The sequence below is a fragment of the Rhodococcus sp. USK13 genome (assembly GCF_018343855.1).
GTDB classification, from domain to species: domain Bacteria; phylum Actinomycetota; class Actinomycetes; order Mycobacteriales; family Mycobacteriaceae; genus Rhodococcus_F; species Rhodococcus_F oxybenzonivorans.
This window is the reverse complement of the sequence record NZ_CP069242.1, coordinates 3,263,449-3,280,104: the sequence shown is the minus strand read 5'-3', so window position 1 is coordinate 3,280,104 and position 16,656 is coordinate 3,263,449. Positions and strand designations below refer to the sequence as shown.

1 protein-coding gene (only partly in view) is annotated in these 16,656 nt (G+C 67.1%); it reads right to left on the bottom strand.

Features of this window, described 5'->3' with window-relative positions; translation table 11 throughout:
* Positions 1 to 16,656 carry the start of a non-ribosomal peptide synthase/polyketide synthase gene (locus JQT59_RS17480; protein WP_249354508.1) on the bottom strand. 17,121 nt of this gene lie to the left of the window's left edge, so the window shows 16,656 of its 33,777 coding nt (coding positions 1-16,656); the start codon lies at positions 16,654 to 16,656; the stop codon falls past the left edge of the window.

The following is a 16,656-nucleotide window of genomic DNA, read 5'->3' as shown; positions in this document are numbered from 1 at the left end:
GACGTCGTCGGCGCCTGCCCACGCCGTCGTGGCGACAACGGCACGAGCACCACAGTCGTGGAGCATGGCGCCGATACGTTCCGCGGGGTAGGCCGGATCGATCGGTGCGTAGGCGGCGCCCGCTTTCCACGTTGCGAGCATGCCGATGATCCACTCGATCGAGCGGGGAACCACCAGGGCAACCACGTCGTCGGGACGGACACCGCGGGACGCAAGCTCACGGGCCAGCTGATTGGCCCGGGCGTTCAATTCCCGGCGGGAGAGAGCGTGGCCGTTCCCCTTCAACGCAAGGGCGTCCGGATTTGCCCGGACCTGCTCCGACCAGCACTCCACGAGGTCGACGGGAAGCGCACCGGCGCGGCGATCCGACGCAGAAGTGGCTTCGGCGATCACCCCGGCGAGCATGCCGGCGAACTGATCCGCGAAACCTTCACCGGATGCTCCGTCGAGCAGACCCGGCAGCAAGGTCGACAAGGCCACCGTCACAGCAGCCTCCGGTCCGACACCGACGCTCGCAAGCGTACGTGCCAGCTCACCGGACTTCTCGTGCCATTGCCGGTAGGTCACATCGTTACCGTTGTGAGACAACGCAATACCGTGAGGATTGATCGATGCTGCCGCATCGAGCAACTCCGGCAACGGCCGCGTCGCGAGCTCCTCCGCAACACTGTGCGACCCCAGCGACTCCACCGCGTCGCTGGAAGTGCCACCGAGCTCCGCATGTTCTGCGGCCGACAGGATGTCGATGTCACCCACGATCACCGAACTGTCCGCCACGACCGCATCGAGAATCGCCAGGAACCGAGACCGGTAGCCCTCGATCGTCGCTTCGTCGAAGATGTCCGTCGCGTAGCTGAACATCGCCTTCGTCGGACCGTCCGCGTCGGCGCCCTGCTCGTCGACGGCGAGGGTGAGATCGAACTTTGCCAGGTTGGCCTCGTTGTCGAGTGCCGTCACCGTCAGACCAGGCAGCTCGAGCTTGGCCGCTTCGTTGTTCTGGAAGGTCAGCGTCACCTGAACGAGCGGTGCGTAGGTGTTCGACCGCGCCGGGGCGAGTGCCTCGACGAGCCTTTCGAAGGGAATGTCGGTGTTTCCGAAAGCACCCAGATCCGTGTTGCGCACGCTATCGAGCACATCGGCGAAGGTCGCCGACTGAGAGACCTCTGTCCGCAGCACCAGCGTGTTCACGAACATGCCGACCAGATCGTCCAGGGCGGCGTCGCCGCGGCCGGCGACGGGCGTACCGACCACGATGTCCTCGGTACCGCTCATTCGCGCCAGCAGTACGGCGAACGCCGCGTGTACCACCATGAACACGGAGGCCTGGTGCGCCTGCGCGACCTCCGCGAGGGCAGCCTTCAGGTCAGGGCCGAACTCGAACTCGACTCGCGCAGACTGTGGAACCCGGTTGGGCGTGCGCTGGCGGTCGAGAGGTAGCTCGAGAAGCTCGGGCGCATCGGCGAGCGTGTTCACCCAGTAGTCCAGCTGCCGGGCTGCCGGCGACGCAGGATCTTCCTCCGAACCGAGCACCTCCCGCTGCCACAGGGCGAAGTCGGCGAACTGCACCGCGAGGGGCGCCCATGCCGGAGCGGAGCCCTCGACCCGCGCGCTGTACGCCGTGAACAGGTCACGCGCCAGTGGCGCGATCGAGCCGCCGTCCGCGGAAATGTGGTGGATGACGATGAGGAGAACGTGCTCGGCGGAGTCCGCCTCCCCCACCCGGAAGAGCGCTGCGCGGACCGGCACGGACTTGGTGACGTCGAACCCGGTGGTGGCGACGGCCAACAGGCGATCGCGGAGTTCCGACTCGTCGGCGACGTGCGTCACCTCGAGGTTCAGATCCACCTCGGCGGCCGGCCGGATGACCTGGTGCGGCCCTTCAGGGGAACTCGGGAACTGGGTACGCAGAGATTCGTGGCGTTCGAGCACGTCGGCGAGTGCGGACTGCAGCGCTGTGACGTCGAGAGCACCCGACAGACGCAGTGCCATCGGGATGTTGTACGACGGGGAGGACGGATCGTAGCGGTTGGCGAACCACATCCGCTGTTGCGCGAGCGACAGCGGGATGCGGTCGGGACGCGGACGCGGTGCCAGAGCAGGGCGGGCGGCGATGCCGGTGCCACGCGCATCCACCCGCGACGCGAGAGCGCCGACGGTGGGAGCCTCGAAGAGTTCGCGTACACCGATGTCCGTATCGAGGGCCGTGTTGATCCGGGACACGACGCGGGTAGCGATGAGCGAGTTGCCGCCGAGTTCGAAGAAGGCGTCGTCGAGCCCCACTCGCTCGACACCGAGAACCTCGGCGAACACAGCTGCCACCGTCTGCTCGATGTGTGACTGCGGAGCGCGGTATTCGCGTGTGACGGAGAACGTTTCGGGAACCGGCAACGCCCGCCGATCGAGCTTGCCCACAGGGGTCAGGGGCACGGATTCGAGAGCGATGACAGTGGCCGGAACCATGAACGACGGCAGGAACTCACCCGCGAAGTCCATCAGTTCTGCCTGGTCCACAGTTCGTCCCGCGGCGGGCAGCACGTAGGACACCAGGGCGGCGTCGCCGGACGAGGTGGTCAACGCAGACGTGGTGACGAACTCGACCGACTCGTGTCGCGCGAGGACGGCATCGATTTCACCCAGTTCGATCCGGAAGCCGCGAACCTTCACCTGCTGGTCCGACCTGCCGACGTAGTCGGCCGTCAGCGCACCGTGTTCGTCCCGCTTCCATCGGACGACGTCGCCGGTGCGGTACATCCGGTCGCCGGGTGCGCCGTAGGGGTTGGCGACGAAACGTTCGGCGGTCAGCGGCGTACGCCGGTGGTATCCACGAGCCAGCCCAAGCCCCGACAGATAGAGCTCACCTGCGATACCCACTGGAACAGGGCGCAGACGATCATCGAGTACGAGCGCACTGGTTCCCCGGATCGGGCCACCGATCGTCACCGGACCGTCAGCGGACATCGGGTCGCTGATGTTGGTCATGATCGTGGTCTCGGTGGGTCCGTAGCCGTTGAACAGCGAACGCCCGGGAGCCCAGCGCGCGGCGAGTTCTGCCGGAACCGCTTCGCCGCCGGCCACCACGAACTGGAAGTCGTCGAGACCCGCCGGGTCGACGGACGCGAGGGCGGAGGGCGTGACGAAACCGTGCGTGATCCGGTTCTCGCGCAGGAACTTCGCGAGCTCGGGACCGCCGTACACGTCCGTCGGGGCGATCACCATAGTGGCACCGGCGCCGACCGCGAGCAGCAGTTCGAGCACCGACGCGTCGAAGCTCGGTGAGGCGAAATGCAAGGTCCGCGACGCGGTGGTCACCTGGTAACGCTCACGCTGTTCGGCAGCGAAGTTCGCCAGACCGCGGTGGCTGACGACGACACCCTTGGGCTGCCCGGTGGTGCCGGAGGTGTAGATGACGTACGCGCTGTTCGCCGGTGTCACCGACGAACGACGGTCCGCGTCGGTGACCGGCGCCGCCGAGTACTGCGCCCAAGCGGTGTCGGCGTCGTCACCGTCGAGGAGCAGCCAGTCGACGCCGGCCGGCAGCCGGTCGAGCTCGGATGCGACGGAAAGCCCCAGCGTCACACCGGAATCGGTGACCATGTGGGCGATACGCTCGTCTGGGTACTTCGGGTCGATCGGCACGTAGGCGCCGCCACTCTTGGCAACGGCCCAGATGCCCACCACGGAAGCGATCGAGCGGGTGATGCCCAGGGCGACGAACGACTCGGCGCCCACCCCTCGCTCGATCAGTGCCCGCGCGATGCGGTTCGAGCGCGCGTCGAGCTCCCGGTAGGTGATCGATTCGCTGCCCGCGACGACGGCGACACCGTCCGGGTTCGCGGCCACGGCACCCGCGAGCAACTCCACGAGCGTCTGCGGCGCCGCTCCCTCGACGCCCCGGACCGGAGCCAGCTCAGCGGCCTCCCGCGGATCGAGGATGGGGATGTCTCCCACGGCAATGTCGGTGTCGGTCGCGACGGACGCGAGGATTCGCAGGAAGCGATCCACGAATCCGCGAACCGTACTCGAGTCGAAAATTTCCGTCGCATACCCGAGCGACCCGGTGATGCCGGTGGCCACTCCCGCGTCGGACCACTGCTCCTGCAGGTCGACGGTGAGGTCGAATTTGCTGAACTCGACGTCGACCGCACCGGGAACGGCTTCCAGTCCCTCGAACTCGAGCGACGGAATTCCGTTGACCTGATGTGTCAGAACCACCTGGAACAGCGGCGTGTAGGCCGTGGATCGGGTCGGCTTCAGGGCGTCGACCAGCTGCTCGAACGGAACGTCCTGGTGGCTGAAAGCTGCAAGATCCTGCTCCCGAACGTGTTCGAGGAGAGCCGTGAACGACGCACCGGGCTCGACCTGCGTGCGCAACACCAGCGTGTTGACGAACATGCCGACGAGGTTGTCGAGCGCCTCCTCGCCGCGGCCGGCAATCGCCGCGCCGATGGCAATGTCGGTGCCCGCACTCACGCGCGCCAGCAGCACGGACAGCGCCGCATGCAACACCATGAACGAGGAGACATTGTGCTCGCGCGCAAGATCACTCAGCCGGCGGTGCAGGTCGGCATCGATGGTGAAATCGACGGCGGCACCCGTCATCGACCGCACTGCCGGCCTCGGCCGATCGGTCGGCAACTCGAGAACGTCGGGCAGACCCGCCAGAGTCTTCGCCCAGAATTCGATCTGCTGCGCCGCAAGCGAGTGCGGGTCGTCTTCGGATCCGAGCAGAGCGCGCTGCCAGATCGCGTAGTCGGCGTACTGGATCGGGAGCTCGGGCCACTGCAGCTCCCCTCCCGACACACGCGCGGCGTAGGCCGCCATCACGTCGCGTGCCAACGGCAGTGTCGACGCGCCGTCGGAGGCGATGTGGTGCATCACCACGACCAGGACGTGATCGTCCGCGGCGATGCGGAAGAGGCGAGCGCGGATCGGGAGTGTGTCGGTGACGTCGAACCCCTGCGAGCCGAACTCGAACAGGCGAGCCGTCAGATCCGACTCGACGACCTCGACCGGATCGAGGCCCAGGTCGACGTCCGATGCGGGAAGTATGACCTGGTGTGCGCCGGCATCGGAGTCGGGGAACACGGTTCGCAGGACCTCGTGGCGCGCCACGACGTCGGACAGAGCCGACGCCATCGCGGTGACGTCGAGATCACCGCGGAACCGTACCGTCAACGGCACGTTGTATGCGGGCGAGGTCGGGTCGAAGCGGTTGAGGAACCACATGCGCTGCTGTGCCAGCGACAACGGAAGTTGCTCGGGCCGCTGCTGCGCGACCAGGGCCGGTCGGGGCGCCCGATCACCGTCCTGCCGCTCGATGAAGTCGGCGAGTTCGGCGACAGTGGGGACTTCGAAGAGATCTCGCATGCCCACGGTGGCGCCGGTCGCCGCCGACAGACGGGACGCGACGCGTGTGGCGCTCAGCGAATTACCGCCGAGATCGAAGAACGACGCGTCGACGCTCACGCGATCGACACCGATCACGTCACCGAAGACCGCGGCGACGACCTCCTCCAGCGGGGTGCGGGGTGCGACGAACTCGGCATTATCGGTGGCGAATTCCGGTTCGGGAAGCGCCTTGCGGTCGATCTTGCCGCTCGCGTTGAGCGGCATCTCATCCACGACGACGAGCGCATCGGGAACCAGGTGCGACGGCAGAAGCGTACGCAGACGCGCGGTCACGTCGTGAGCCGTCACGGAGGCGCCCGCCGCGGCGGTGACATAGCCGACGAGTCGCTGCACTCCGTGACGCTCGGAGACCACGACGATCGACTGCTTGATGTCGTCCATCGCCGTCAGAGCCGACTCGATCTCGCCGAGTTCGACCCGGAGGCCACGAATCTTGATCTGGAAGTCACTGCGCCCGAGGAAGATCAACTCTCCGTCGGCGCGCTCGCGCACGAGGTCGCCGGTGCGGTACAGGCGAGAGCCCGCATCACCGAGGGGATTCGCGACGAAGCGCGAGGCGGTGACATCGGCCATTCCGCCGTAACCGCGCCCGACCACGACACCGCCGATGTACAGCTCGCCGGTCACGCCGGCCGGAACGGGACGCAGACGCTTGTCCAGGACGTAGTACTCGGCACCGGGCAGCGGCGACCCGATGGGGATCGGGGTTTCCTCGGCGTCCGGAGCCGTCAGGTCGAGCTCGTAGGACGCGGTGACGTCCGACGCTTCCGTCGGGCCGTAGGAGTTGACGAGGCGGACGCCTCGTCCGACCAGCTTGGCGTACGCGGCCGGTCGAATCTGCTCACCGCCGAGGACCACGCAGTCCAGCGACGCCATCGTGTCGTCTGCGTCGAGTTCGGCCAGCAATTCGAAGGCGCTGGGCGCCATGTTCACGATGCGGACGTCCGCCATCGCGAGGTGCCGCAGAATGTCGGCAGGGTCGAAGCCCTCGGCCGCCAGATGGACGACGCCGCCGGACATCAACGGAACCCACACGTTCTTCTGTGTCAGGTCGAACAACGGCGAGCTCGCCACGAGAACACCGGTGCCCTCGGCGATGCGCATCTCGTCGCGGTACCAACGGTAAGTGTTGAGCACACCTGCCATCGGCACCATCGTCGGCTTCGGCCGTCCCGTCGAACCCGATGTCGAGATGACGTAGGCGAGACGGGCTCCCGCCTCGTCGCCCGCCCACGGGTCGAACGCGAGATCGCTTCCGTCGCGGGAGTCCAGTGCTCGAACGGTGTCCGGGTCGTCGAGGACCACGGCCGTGTCGAGGACGCGATCGCCCAGCGGCTTCCGTGCGAGTTCGCGCCACGACGACGTGGTGATCGCCGCGCGAGCTCCGCTGGTGTCGACGAGACCCGCGATGCGTTCGAGAGGCCATGCCTGGTCGAGTGGTGAGTAGGCGGCGCCGACCTTCCACACCGCGAGCATGCCGACGACCCAGTCGAGTGAACGAGGCAGGATCAGGGCGACGACGTCGTCGTCGCCGATACCCCGCTCGGCGAGCTCGCGGGCCACCTGGTTGGCGCGTCTGTTCAGCTCGGCGCGCGTGGTCGACACTCCCCCGGCGACCACCACGATCGCCTCGGGGTCGCGTTCGACGCTGTCCTGCCACGCCGTGAGGGGGGACTCCAGCCGGGCCGTCGCCGCGTCCGCCGGGGCCGGCTCCACGACGGCAGGTGCGGCCGCGAACTTTTCGAGGTCCACGTCGCCGACAAGCCGGTACGCGTCGGCGATCACCTTGTCCAGGATCGCTCCGAAACCGTCCTGCCCGTCCTCCGACGGCGGAGCCATCATGATGGTCGGAACCAGACCGGACAGAACGACGGACACGATCGCGTCCGGAGCCATTCCCCGCTCGGCCAACGGCGCAGACATCAACCGGAGGCGTTCATCGAACTCCCGGTACGTCACCTGCATGCCGTCGTGTGCGACGGCTACGGCGTCGGGCGCGACGTCCACCGCGGCTGCCAGCAGCTGCGGTAGTTCGCGGACCGTCATCGTGCGGGCAGGTCGTGCTTGGGTCAACTTTGCTCTCTCGTGTTCGGTGAGAATGTCGATATCGCCTACGGCGACGAGTGGGTTCTCGACGACGGCCTCGAGGATCCGCACGAACCGCTGAGTGATGCGCTCCACACTCTCCCGTTCGAAGAGGTCGGTGGCGAAAGTGAAGCGGCCGCCGAGGCCGGACGGCCGGCCCGCGTCATCAGCCTTCTCGGACATGGTCAGGGTGAGGTCGTATTTGGCGCCCTCGGCCATGTCCTCGATGACCCGTACGGTGAGTCCGGGCAGTTCGAGCGATTCCAGACGATTGTTCTGGAACGCCAACATCACTTGGAAGAGCGGCGAATACGAGGCGGAGCGGCGAATCTGCAGCGCTTCCACCAGTTTCTCGAACGGCACGTCGGAATGCCCGAACGCCGCGAGGTCGTTGTCGCGGATCCGTTCGATCAGCGCTGCGAACGAATCACCCGCGTCGACCCGGGCGCGCAAGACGAGCGTGTTGACGAACATGCCCACCAGATCGTCGAGCATCTGGTCGGTTCGCGCCGCATGGGGAGTGCCGACCGTGATGTCGTCGCTGTTACTCAACCGTGCCAGCAAGGTGGTCAACGCCGCGTGGGTCACCATGAACAGTGACGCTCCGTGGTCTCTGCCGAGCTTCTCGAGCCCGCTGCGCAGTTCGGGCGAGATCACGAAGTCTACGGAATCACCGATCATCGACTGACGGGCAGGCCGCGCGTGATCACGAGGGAGGTCGATCAGCTCCGGTACCCCGGCCAGTGCGTTCTCCCAGTAGGAAATCTGCTCGGCCGCGAGGGACTTGCTGTCGGCAGGATCGCCGAGCACTTCGCGCTGCCACAGGGCGAAGTCGGCGTACTGCACCGGCAGCGGCTGCCAGAGCGGAGCCGCACCTGCTGTCCGGGCGCTGTAGGCGACCATCACGTCCCGCGCCAACGGAGCCAACGAGGCACCGTCTGCGCAGATGTGGTGGACCACCAGGACGAGGAGGAACTCCGTCTCGCCGGTCGCGAACAGGCGAATACGCAGCGGCGGGGCCGCCGTGACGTCGAACCCTTCGGTGGCGAATGCGGTGAGTACCGAGTGAAGCTCGGACTCGGGCACCGGCACGGGCGTCAGATCGACCGGCACCTGGTCTACGTCGACGACCTGCTGGTACGGCCCGTCGGCGGAGTCGGGGAACACGGTCCGCAGTGACTCGTGTCGCGCGAGGACATCCGACACGGCGCTCGACATCGCCTCGATGTCGAGGCTGCCGGACAACCGGACCGCGAGCGGGATGTTGTACGCCGACGACGTCGTGTCGTACCGGTTCATCAGCCACATGCTCTGCTGGGCCATCGACATCGGAACCCGCTCGGGACGCGGCTGTGCGACCAGTGCCGGCCGGTCGGACCCCGAACCCGCGCTGTCGGTGACCAAGACAGCCAGGCGCTCGACCGTCGGCGCCTCAAAGAGCTCGCGCACACCCAGTCGTGTTCCCGCTGCCGCGTTCACTCGCGCGACCGCCTTGGTGGCGAGGAGTGAGTTACCGCCGAGGTCGAAGAACGACTCGGCCACACTGATTTTCGACAGTCCGAGCACCTCGGCGAAAACCCCGGTGACCAATTCTTCTGCCGCCGTGCGGGGTTCGACGACCTCACCCTGCAGCGCGTCGAAATCGGGCTCGGGCAGTGCCCGGCGGTCGAGCTTGCCCGCGGTGGTGAGCGGAATCTCGTCGAGCACCAGAACAGCACTGGGCACCATGTGTGCAGGCAGCGTGCCGGAGACGAATCGGGTGACCTCGGCGGCGTCCACCGCGCTCCCGGCCGACGGCAGCACATAGGACACGAGCGCTGTCGCGCCCGATGGCATGGTGCTGCCCACCGTGGTCGCGAACTCGAGAGCGGGATGCTGAACCAGGGCAGCGTCGATCTCACCGAGTTCGATCCGGAATCCGCGGACCTTCACCTGGAAGTCACTGCGGCCCACATACTCGACGCCGTACCCGGCGCGATGTTCGGGGTCGACGACGAACCGGACCACATCACCGGTTCGGTACATCCGAGAGCCGTTCTCGCCGAACGGGTTCGCGACGAATCGCTCGGCCGTGAGGCTGAAGCGGTCGTGGTAGCCGCGAGCGAGCCCAGGTCCGGCGATGTACAGCTCGCCGTCCACACCGACCGGGACGGGACGCAACTGCCCGTCGAGGACGTACACCGTGACGCCGCAGACCGGCCCACCGATCTCGATCCGCTTGCCGGGCTCGAGTACGTTACTGACGTTGCTCATCACGGTGGCCTCGGTCGGACCGTAACCGTTGTACATCCGGCGGCCGGGAGCCCAGCGCTCCACCAGTTCCGGGGGGCAGGCCTCTCCGCCCACCACTACGACACCGAGTCGGTCCAGCCCAGACGGTTCGACCGACGCCAATGCTGCCGGCGTGACGAACGCGTGCGTCACCTCGTGTTCAGCCAGGAAGCTGCGGAGTTCTTCACCGCCGTACAGGTCTGCCGGCGCCACCACCATCGTGGCCCCGCACCCGAAGGCGAGCAGGAGTTCGAGGACGGACGCGTCGAAACTCGGAGACGCGAAGTGCAGCGTGCGTGCTTCCGGGGTGACCCCGTAATGGGTGCGCTGTTCGGCGGAGAAGTTGGCCAGCCCTGAATGGGTCACGGTGACACCCTTGGGCAGACCGGTGGTGCCGGAGGTGTAGATCACGTAGGCAACATGGAGGGCCCGTAGCGGCGCGGTACGCTCCGAATCTGCCAGCGGTGCCGAAGATTCCCGCGAGGAGAGTGCATCGCACTCGGCGGAGTCGAGGACCAGCCAGTCGAGGTCCTGGGGAAGTCCCTCACGCTGCGCCGCGACGGTCAGGCCCAGCATCGATCCGGAGTCGGCGATCATGTGCTCGACCCGCTCGGCCGGATAGCGCGGATCGACGGGCACGAACGCTGCCCCCGTCTTCGCGACCGCCCAGGTGGCGACCACGGAGTACAGAGAACGCGTCATACCTAGCGCCACAGCAGTTTCGGGACCGACACCGCGCCCGATCAGGACGCGCGCGAGCCGGTTCGACCGCTCGTCGAGTTCGGCGTACGTCAGCGTCGCGCCGTCGGCGATGACTGCGAGATGCTCGGGATCGAGTGCCACCGACGCGGACAGGATGTCGGGCAACAGAAGCTGTTCGGCGTCCTCGGTGCCGGACACCGCGAGGAGCGACGCACGTTCGGTGTCCTCGAGGATGTCGATGCGCGCGACCAGTGTGTCGACGTCGCCGGACACCGCCTCGAGAACACGGACCACCCGCGCCATGATCTCCCGCACCTGGGCGGATTCGAAGACCTCGGGCAGGAACTTCGCGGTCAGATGAAGGCGCGGGTCCGTCATCGCGACGATGGCGAGCGGGTAGTGGGTGGCGTCGTTGGACGTCACGTCGAGAACGCGGAGCCCTTCGATGTCACTGCTCTGCGTGAGTGCCTCACGGTCGAGTGGGTAGGACTCGTAGACCATCAACGTGTCGAACAGCGCGCTCAGACCCAGGCCCTGCTGAATATCGGTCAGTCCGATGTGGTGGTGGTCGAGGAGCTCGGTCTGCTCGTGCTGGATCCGGTCGAGCAGGGTTCGCACGGAGTCGCCGGGGCGCACCCGCACCCGCACGGGAAGGGTGTTGATGAAAAGGCCCAGCATCGATTCGATTCCGGGAACCTGCGGTGGGCGGCCGGAAACGGTGGTGCCGAACAGCACGTCGTCCCGTCCGGTCAGCCTACCCAGCACGATGCCCCAGGCCGCCTGGACCAGGGTGTTCATGGTGACCCCGAGCTCACGCGAGCGTTCGGTCATCGCCGCGAGCAGCTCGTCGGGCAGGTCCACGACGAGTTCGCCCGGGGTGAGCGTCGCAGCGGTGTCCTCGTGCGCCGGCGCGAGAAGGGTGGGTTCTTCGACGCCGGCCAGTGCCTGTGCCCACGCGGCCACGGACTGCTGCGGATCCTGGGTGGCGAGCCACTCGAGGTAGTTCCGGTACGGGCGCGGCTGTGGCAGCGCCAGAGCCTCACCGTCCACTGCGTACAAGGTCAGCAGGTCCTGGATGAGGACCGGCAACGACCAGCCGTCGAGCAGGATGTGATGGTTGGTGACGGCGAAGCGGTACCGATCCGGCGCGGTCTCCACGAGCAGGAAACGCACGAGAGGCGGCGCCGTCATGTCGAACCGGTCCGTCCGGTTCGCGAGCATCAGCGCGTCGACTCGAGCTTCGCGGTCTGCCTCCGGCAGCGATCGCAGATCGACGTGCATCCACGGGACGTCCACATGGTCGACGACGACCTGCATACCGGTGCCGTCCTCGTCCAGGACGAAGGCGGTGCGCAGATTGGGGTGCCGTGCGACGAGGGCTTCCGCGGCCCGGCGCAGGCGATCGACGTCGACCGTTCCACCGAGGTCCATGGCGAGCTGGGTGGTGTAGACGTCGGTGGTGCTACTCGCCAACGCTGCGTGGAACAGCAGGCCCACCTGCAGAGGAGCGAGTGACCACACGTCGGCGAGCGCAGGATAGCTGCTCTCGAGCGCATCGATCCGGGGCTGGTCCAGTGGTACGAGATCGAGATCGGAGGGAGTCCGTCCGCCGGCGTCCGGCCGCCGAGCGTGCTCGACGAGAGCCTCGAGCGCGCGTTTCCACAGCCCGGTGAACTCCTCCACCTCGGCGGTGGTGAGCACACCCTCCGGAAAATCGACTGTGGCGGAAAGCCGTTGCTCCCCTTCGACATCGACGATCATCGCATTGATGTCGAGCGCGAAGTGCACCGGCATCTCGCTGTTGCGGGTGCCGGTGAGTTCCATGGTGTCGGTGTCGGGCATCCAGCCCGCCGCACGCAGGGCCGCCGGGATGTCACCCACCGACACGCGACCGAGGTAGTTGAAGCTGATCTGCGGGCTGGGCAGATCGGCGAGTACCGACCTCGTCTCGGTGTTCAGGTAGCGCAGCAGGCCGAAGCCGATACCGTGCTCGGGCACCTGCGCCAGCTGCTCCTTGACGGTCTTGAGCGCCGTGCCCGCGGCCTTCCCACCGGCGAGCGCGTCCCCCAGATCATCCACTGGTGCCGCCAGGCGAACGGGATACATACTGGTGAACCAGCCCACTGTGCGGGACAGATCTGCTCCCGGCAGGACCGTTTCCTCACGGCCGTGACCCTCGAGGTGCACCAGAGTCGACGACTCGGAGATTCCGCGCTCCGCACGCCACGCAGCAACCGCCAGTGCGAGCGCCGTGAGCAGCCCGTCGTTGACACCACCGTGGAATGCACGCGGCACGTGGGTCAGCAGACCGTCGGTGACGTCGGCGGAGACCTCGAGCCGAACCCGACCGGTGGTGGAGACCACGTCGCGGCCGTCGAGAGCCCGCGAGCCGATCAACGGATCGGAGCCGTCGAGCGTGTTGCGCCAGAAGTCCAGTTCCGCAACTCGCCGTGCACTTTTGGCGTTGTCGGACAGTCCGTGCGCCCAGCGGCGCACAGACGTGCCCACCGCCGGGAGCAGCGGATCGGCCCCTGCCGAAATCTGCGACCACGCGGCCGCGAAGTCGGGCACCAGCACTCGCCACGACACACCGTCCACCGCGAGGTGATGGATGACGACGAGCAGCCGACCGGACTGCGGCTCCGTGTCGGCGCCCTCCCCTTCGGCGCTTGCGGCCTCGGTCCCCTCGGGGGCGTCGCCGCCCGCTGTGAACTCCGCGGGCGCGAACCAGACGAACCGCACCACGCGGCCTGCGGTGGGATCCAGGGTGTCGACGGTTCGTTCGAGGGCGTGTGCCGCCAGCGCCTCGAACGAGTCGCTGCCCGGTCCCTCCGTGAACTCGACCCGGTCGACGAGCTCGTCGACGTCGACGGAGCCGATCGGCGAGATCTGCAGAGTCCAACTATCCGCAGCGTCGTTGCGCCGCAACACGGAACGAAGAGCGTCGTGGCGATCGACGACCGCCGACAGGGTGCGAAGAAGCCTCTGCCTCTCGACCTTCGGCGGGAGCGTGAGGAGAATGGACTGGGAGAAGCTGTGGAAGTCGCCGCCCAGTTCCGTCATCCAGTGCACCACCGGGGTCAGCGGCATCGTGCCGATACCGGCACCCGGCAGTTCCTCGAGAACGTGGACCGTTGCGGAATCGGAGGCCGAGGTGGCCACCTCGGCGAGAGAGGCCACGGTCTTGCGCTCGAAGACGTCGCGGGCCGTGAAGAGGACGCCGGCTTCCTTGGCCCGGGACACCAGCTGGATCGAGACGATGCTGTCGCCGCCGAGCGCGAAGAACGAGTCGCCGACGCTGACGCGCGGAACGCCCAGAACCTCGGCGAAGAGGCCTGCGATCGACTCCTCCATGGCACTGCGGGGAGCGATGTATTCACTGGTTTCCGCCGCGAAGACAGGTTCGGGCAGTGCCTTGCGGTCGAGTTTTCCACTGGCGCCGACCGGCATCTCGGCGATCACCATGACGGAATCGGGAACCATGTAGGACGGTACGGCGCGGCCGACGTGATCGATCAGCGCTGCGACATCCACGTCCGAGCCGGATTCGGGGACGACATACCCGACCAGCCGCTGCCCGAGGGAGCTGTCGTGCACCACCGCAACCGATTGCGCGACATGGGGATACGAGGACATCGCGGCCTCGATCTCGCCCAGCTCGATCCGCAGGCCCCGAACCTTGACCTGGAAGTCGGTGCGGCCGAGGTACTCGATACTGCCGTCCACCCGCCACCTGACCAGGTCACCGGTACGGTACAGCCGGGACCCGGAAACCCCGAAGGGGTTGGCTACGAAGCGTTCTGCCGTGAGGTCGGGCCTGCCCTCGTATCCGCGAGCGGTTTGCGCCCCCGCCAGATAGAGCTCTCCTGCGGATCCGACGGGCGTGGGTCGCAGGTGACCGTCGAGCACGTACGCCTCGGTATTCCACACGGGAGTTCCGATGGATACCGTGTGGACGGCCTCGCGGTCGACTTCTCCTGCGGTGGCGTGCACGGCGAATTCGGTGGGGCCGTACAAGTTGTGCAGCGCCGCGTCGGATCGTGCCCGGAACGCAGCCGCCACTGACGGCGGAAAAGCTTCTCCTGCAACGAGAACCAGCCGAAGAGAGGCCAGTTGGTCCCGGCCGGCCTCGGAGGTGAACACCGAGAGCATCGACGGAACGAACGAGGTGGCCGTGACCTTCTCGCGGGCGATCAGATCGGCGAGGTATGCCGGATCGCGGTGTCCCTCGGGCGCCGCGATCACGACGCGTGAGCCCGAGACGAGTGGTGCGAACAGCTCCCACACCGAGACGTCGAAGGTCGTGGGGGTTTTCTGCAGCACGACATCGTTCGCGTCGAGTTGGTAGCGCTCGGCGATCCAGGCGACCTGGTTCAGCACGGACCCGTGGCCGACCGCCACGCCCTTCGGACGTCCGGTGGACCCGGAGGTGTAGATGACGTAGGCGGGATTGGCGGGCCGAAGGTCCGCCAATCGCTCGGCATCGCGGATCGGGCCGGCATCGATGCTCTCGAGGTCGAGTGCGTCGATCTCGACCACGTCGTGGCCGGGCGGAAGCGCCAACCGGTCCCGGGTCGCCGTCAGGATGCACTGCGGTCGGGCGCTGTCGAGGACGTAGGCGGTGCGCTCGGCTGGATGATCAGGGTCGAGCGGGACGTAGGCAGCACCCGCCTTGATCACCGCGTACATCGCCACCATCGAGTCGAGGGAGCGGCGGATCGCGAGGGCAACCTTCGTCTCCGGTCCCACTCCACGCCCGATCAGCAGCCGGGCCAGACGGTTGACGCGCGCGTCGAACTCCCGATACGTCCACTCCTGCCCCTCGAACACCAGCGCCGTCGCGTCGGGGGTTCGGGCGACCTGGGCGTCGAAGAGGTCGACGATCGTTCCGGCCGGCGGTGTGACGACCTCACCGTTCCAGCCCGACACCACCTGCTCACGTTCCTCGGAACTCATCGGGGCCAGATCCGACACGGGCGCGTCGTCGCCGGCCCCGAGGAACCGCTCGAAGAAGTCGAAGAATCGGCTGTGGTGCCGGTTCAACTCGTCCGCGGAATACAGATTGGGGTTCGCCTCGAAGTCGATGTGGATCTTGTGGCCCGCGACGCCCTGGTAGATATTCAGGGAAAGATCTTCGACCGGGCCCGTCGTGAGCACATTCTGATGTCCGGTGACGGTGCCCAGCTTGATCTCGCTGTGGAACATCATGATGTTGATGGACGGGCCGAAGAAACCACGCTGCCCCTGGGGCGCGCCGGCGTCGCGGCGGATGTCCTCGTGCCGATAACGCTGACGGCGCAGAGCGCCCGTCAGCTCGATCTGCACACTCTTGACCAGCTCCGGAACCGTCATCTCCGGAGTGATCTGAAGGCGGAGCGGCACGATGTTCGACACCATTCCGCCGGAGCGGCGCAACGTGGCGGTGGTGCGTGCCGAGACGGGGAGACTGAGCACGACGTCCGTGCGGTCGGTCATGTGGGCGAGGTAGGCGGCGAATGCGGCCACCACGACGGGAGCGGAGCTTGCGTTCGTCCCGTCCAGTGCCTCGTCCAGCAAGGTAGCGGTCGATTCGGGCAGCGCCTCGGAGGAGAGCCGCGCGAACTTGCCCACCTTCGCGGCGCGACCGGCGAGGCTCGGCGCTTCCGGCAGGTGCGCGGTGCGTTCGGCCCAGTATTCCCTGTCTTTCGCGAACCGTTCGGAGCTGCGGTAACGCTGCTCGTCTTCGACGATCCGGACGAGGTCTTCCGCGCGCGGTGCAGGCGGCTCGGTGGACTCGACCAGCGCCGTGTAGATCTCTGCAATCCGGGCGATGAGCGCCATCGCCCCGAACCCGTCGAGCGCGATGTGGTGAATGCGGCAGAACCAGAAGTAGTGATTCTCACCGACGTGCAGAAGGTAGACCACGACCAGACGGTCTTCGAGAAGGTCGACGGGGGCGCTGTAATTGGCGCGCATCCACTTCTGGGCAGCGTCGACGGAGTCGTCCTCGCCGCGGAGGTCGACATACGTGATGGCGTCATCCAGCGTCTTGTCGACGTACTGGTGCGGCACACCGTCGATCTCGACGAGGCGGAGGAAGCCCGAGCCGAATTCCCGGCCGGAACGGATGGTGGCTTCGGTCAGAAGGTCGAGGTCGATGTCTCCGCGGAGTTCGATGTACTGAGCGATGGTGAGGGGAATGTCGCCCAT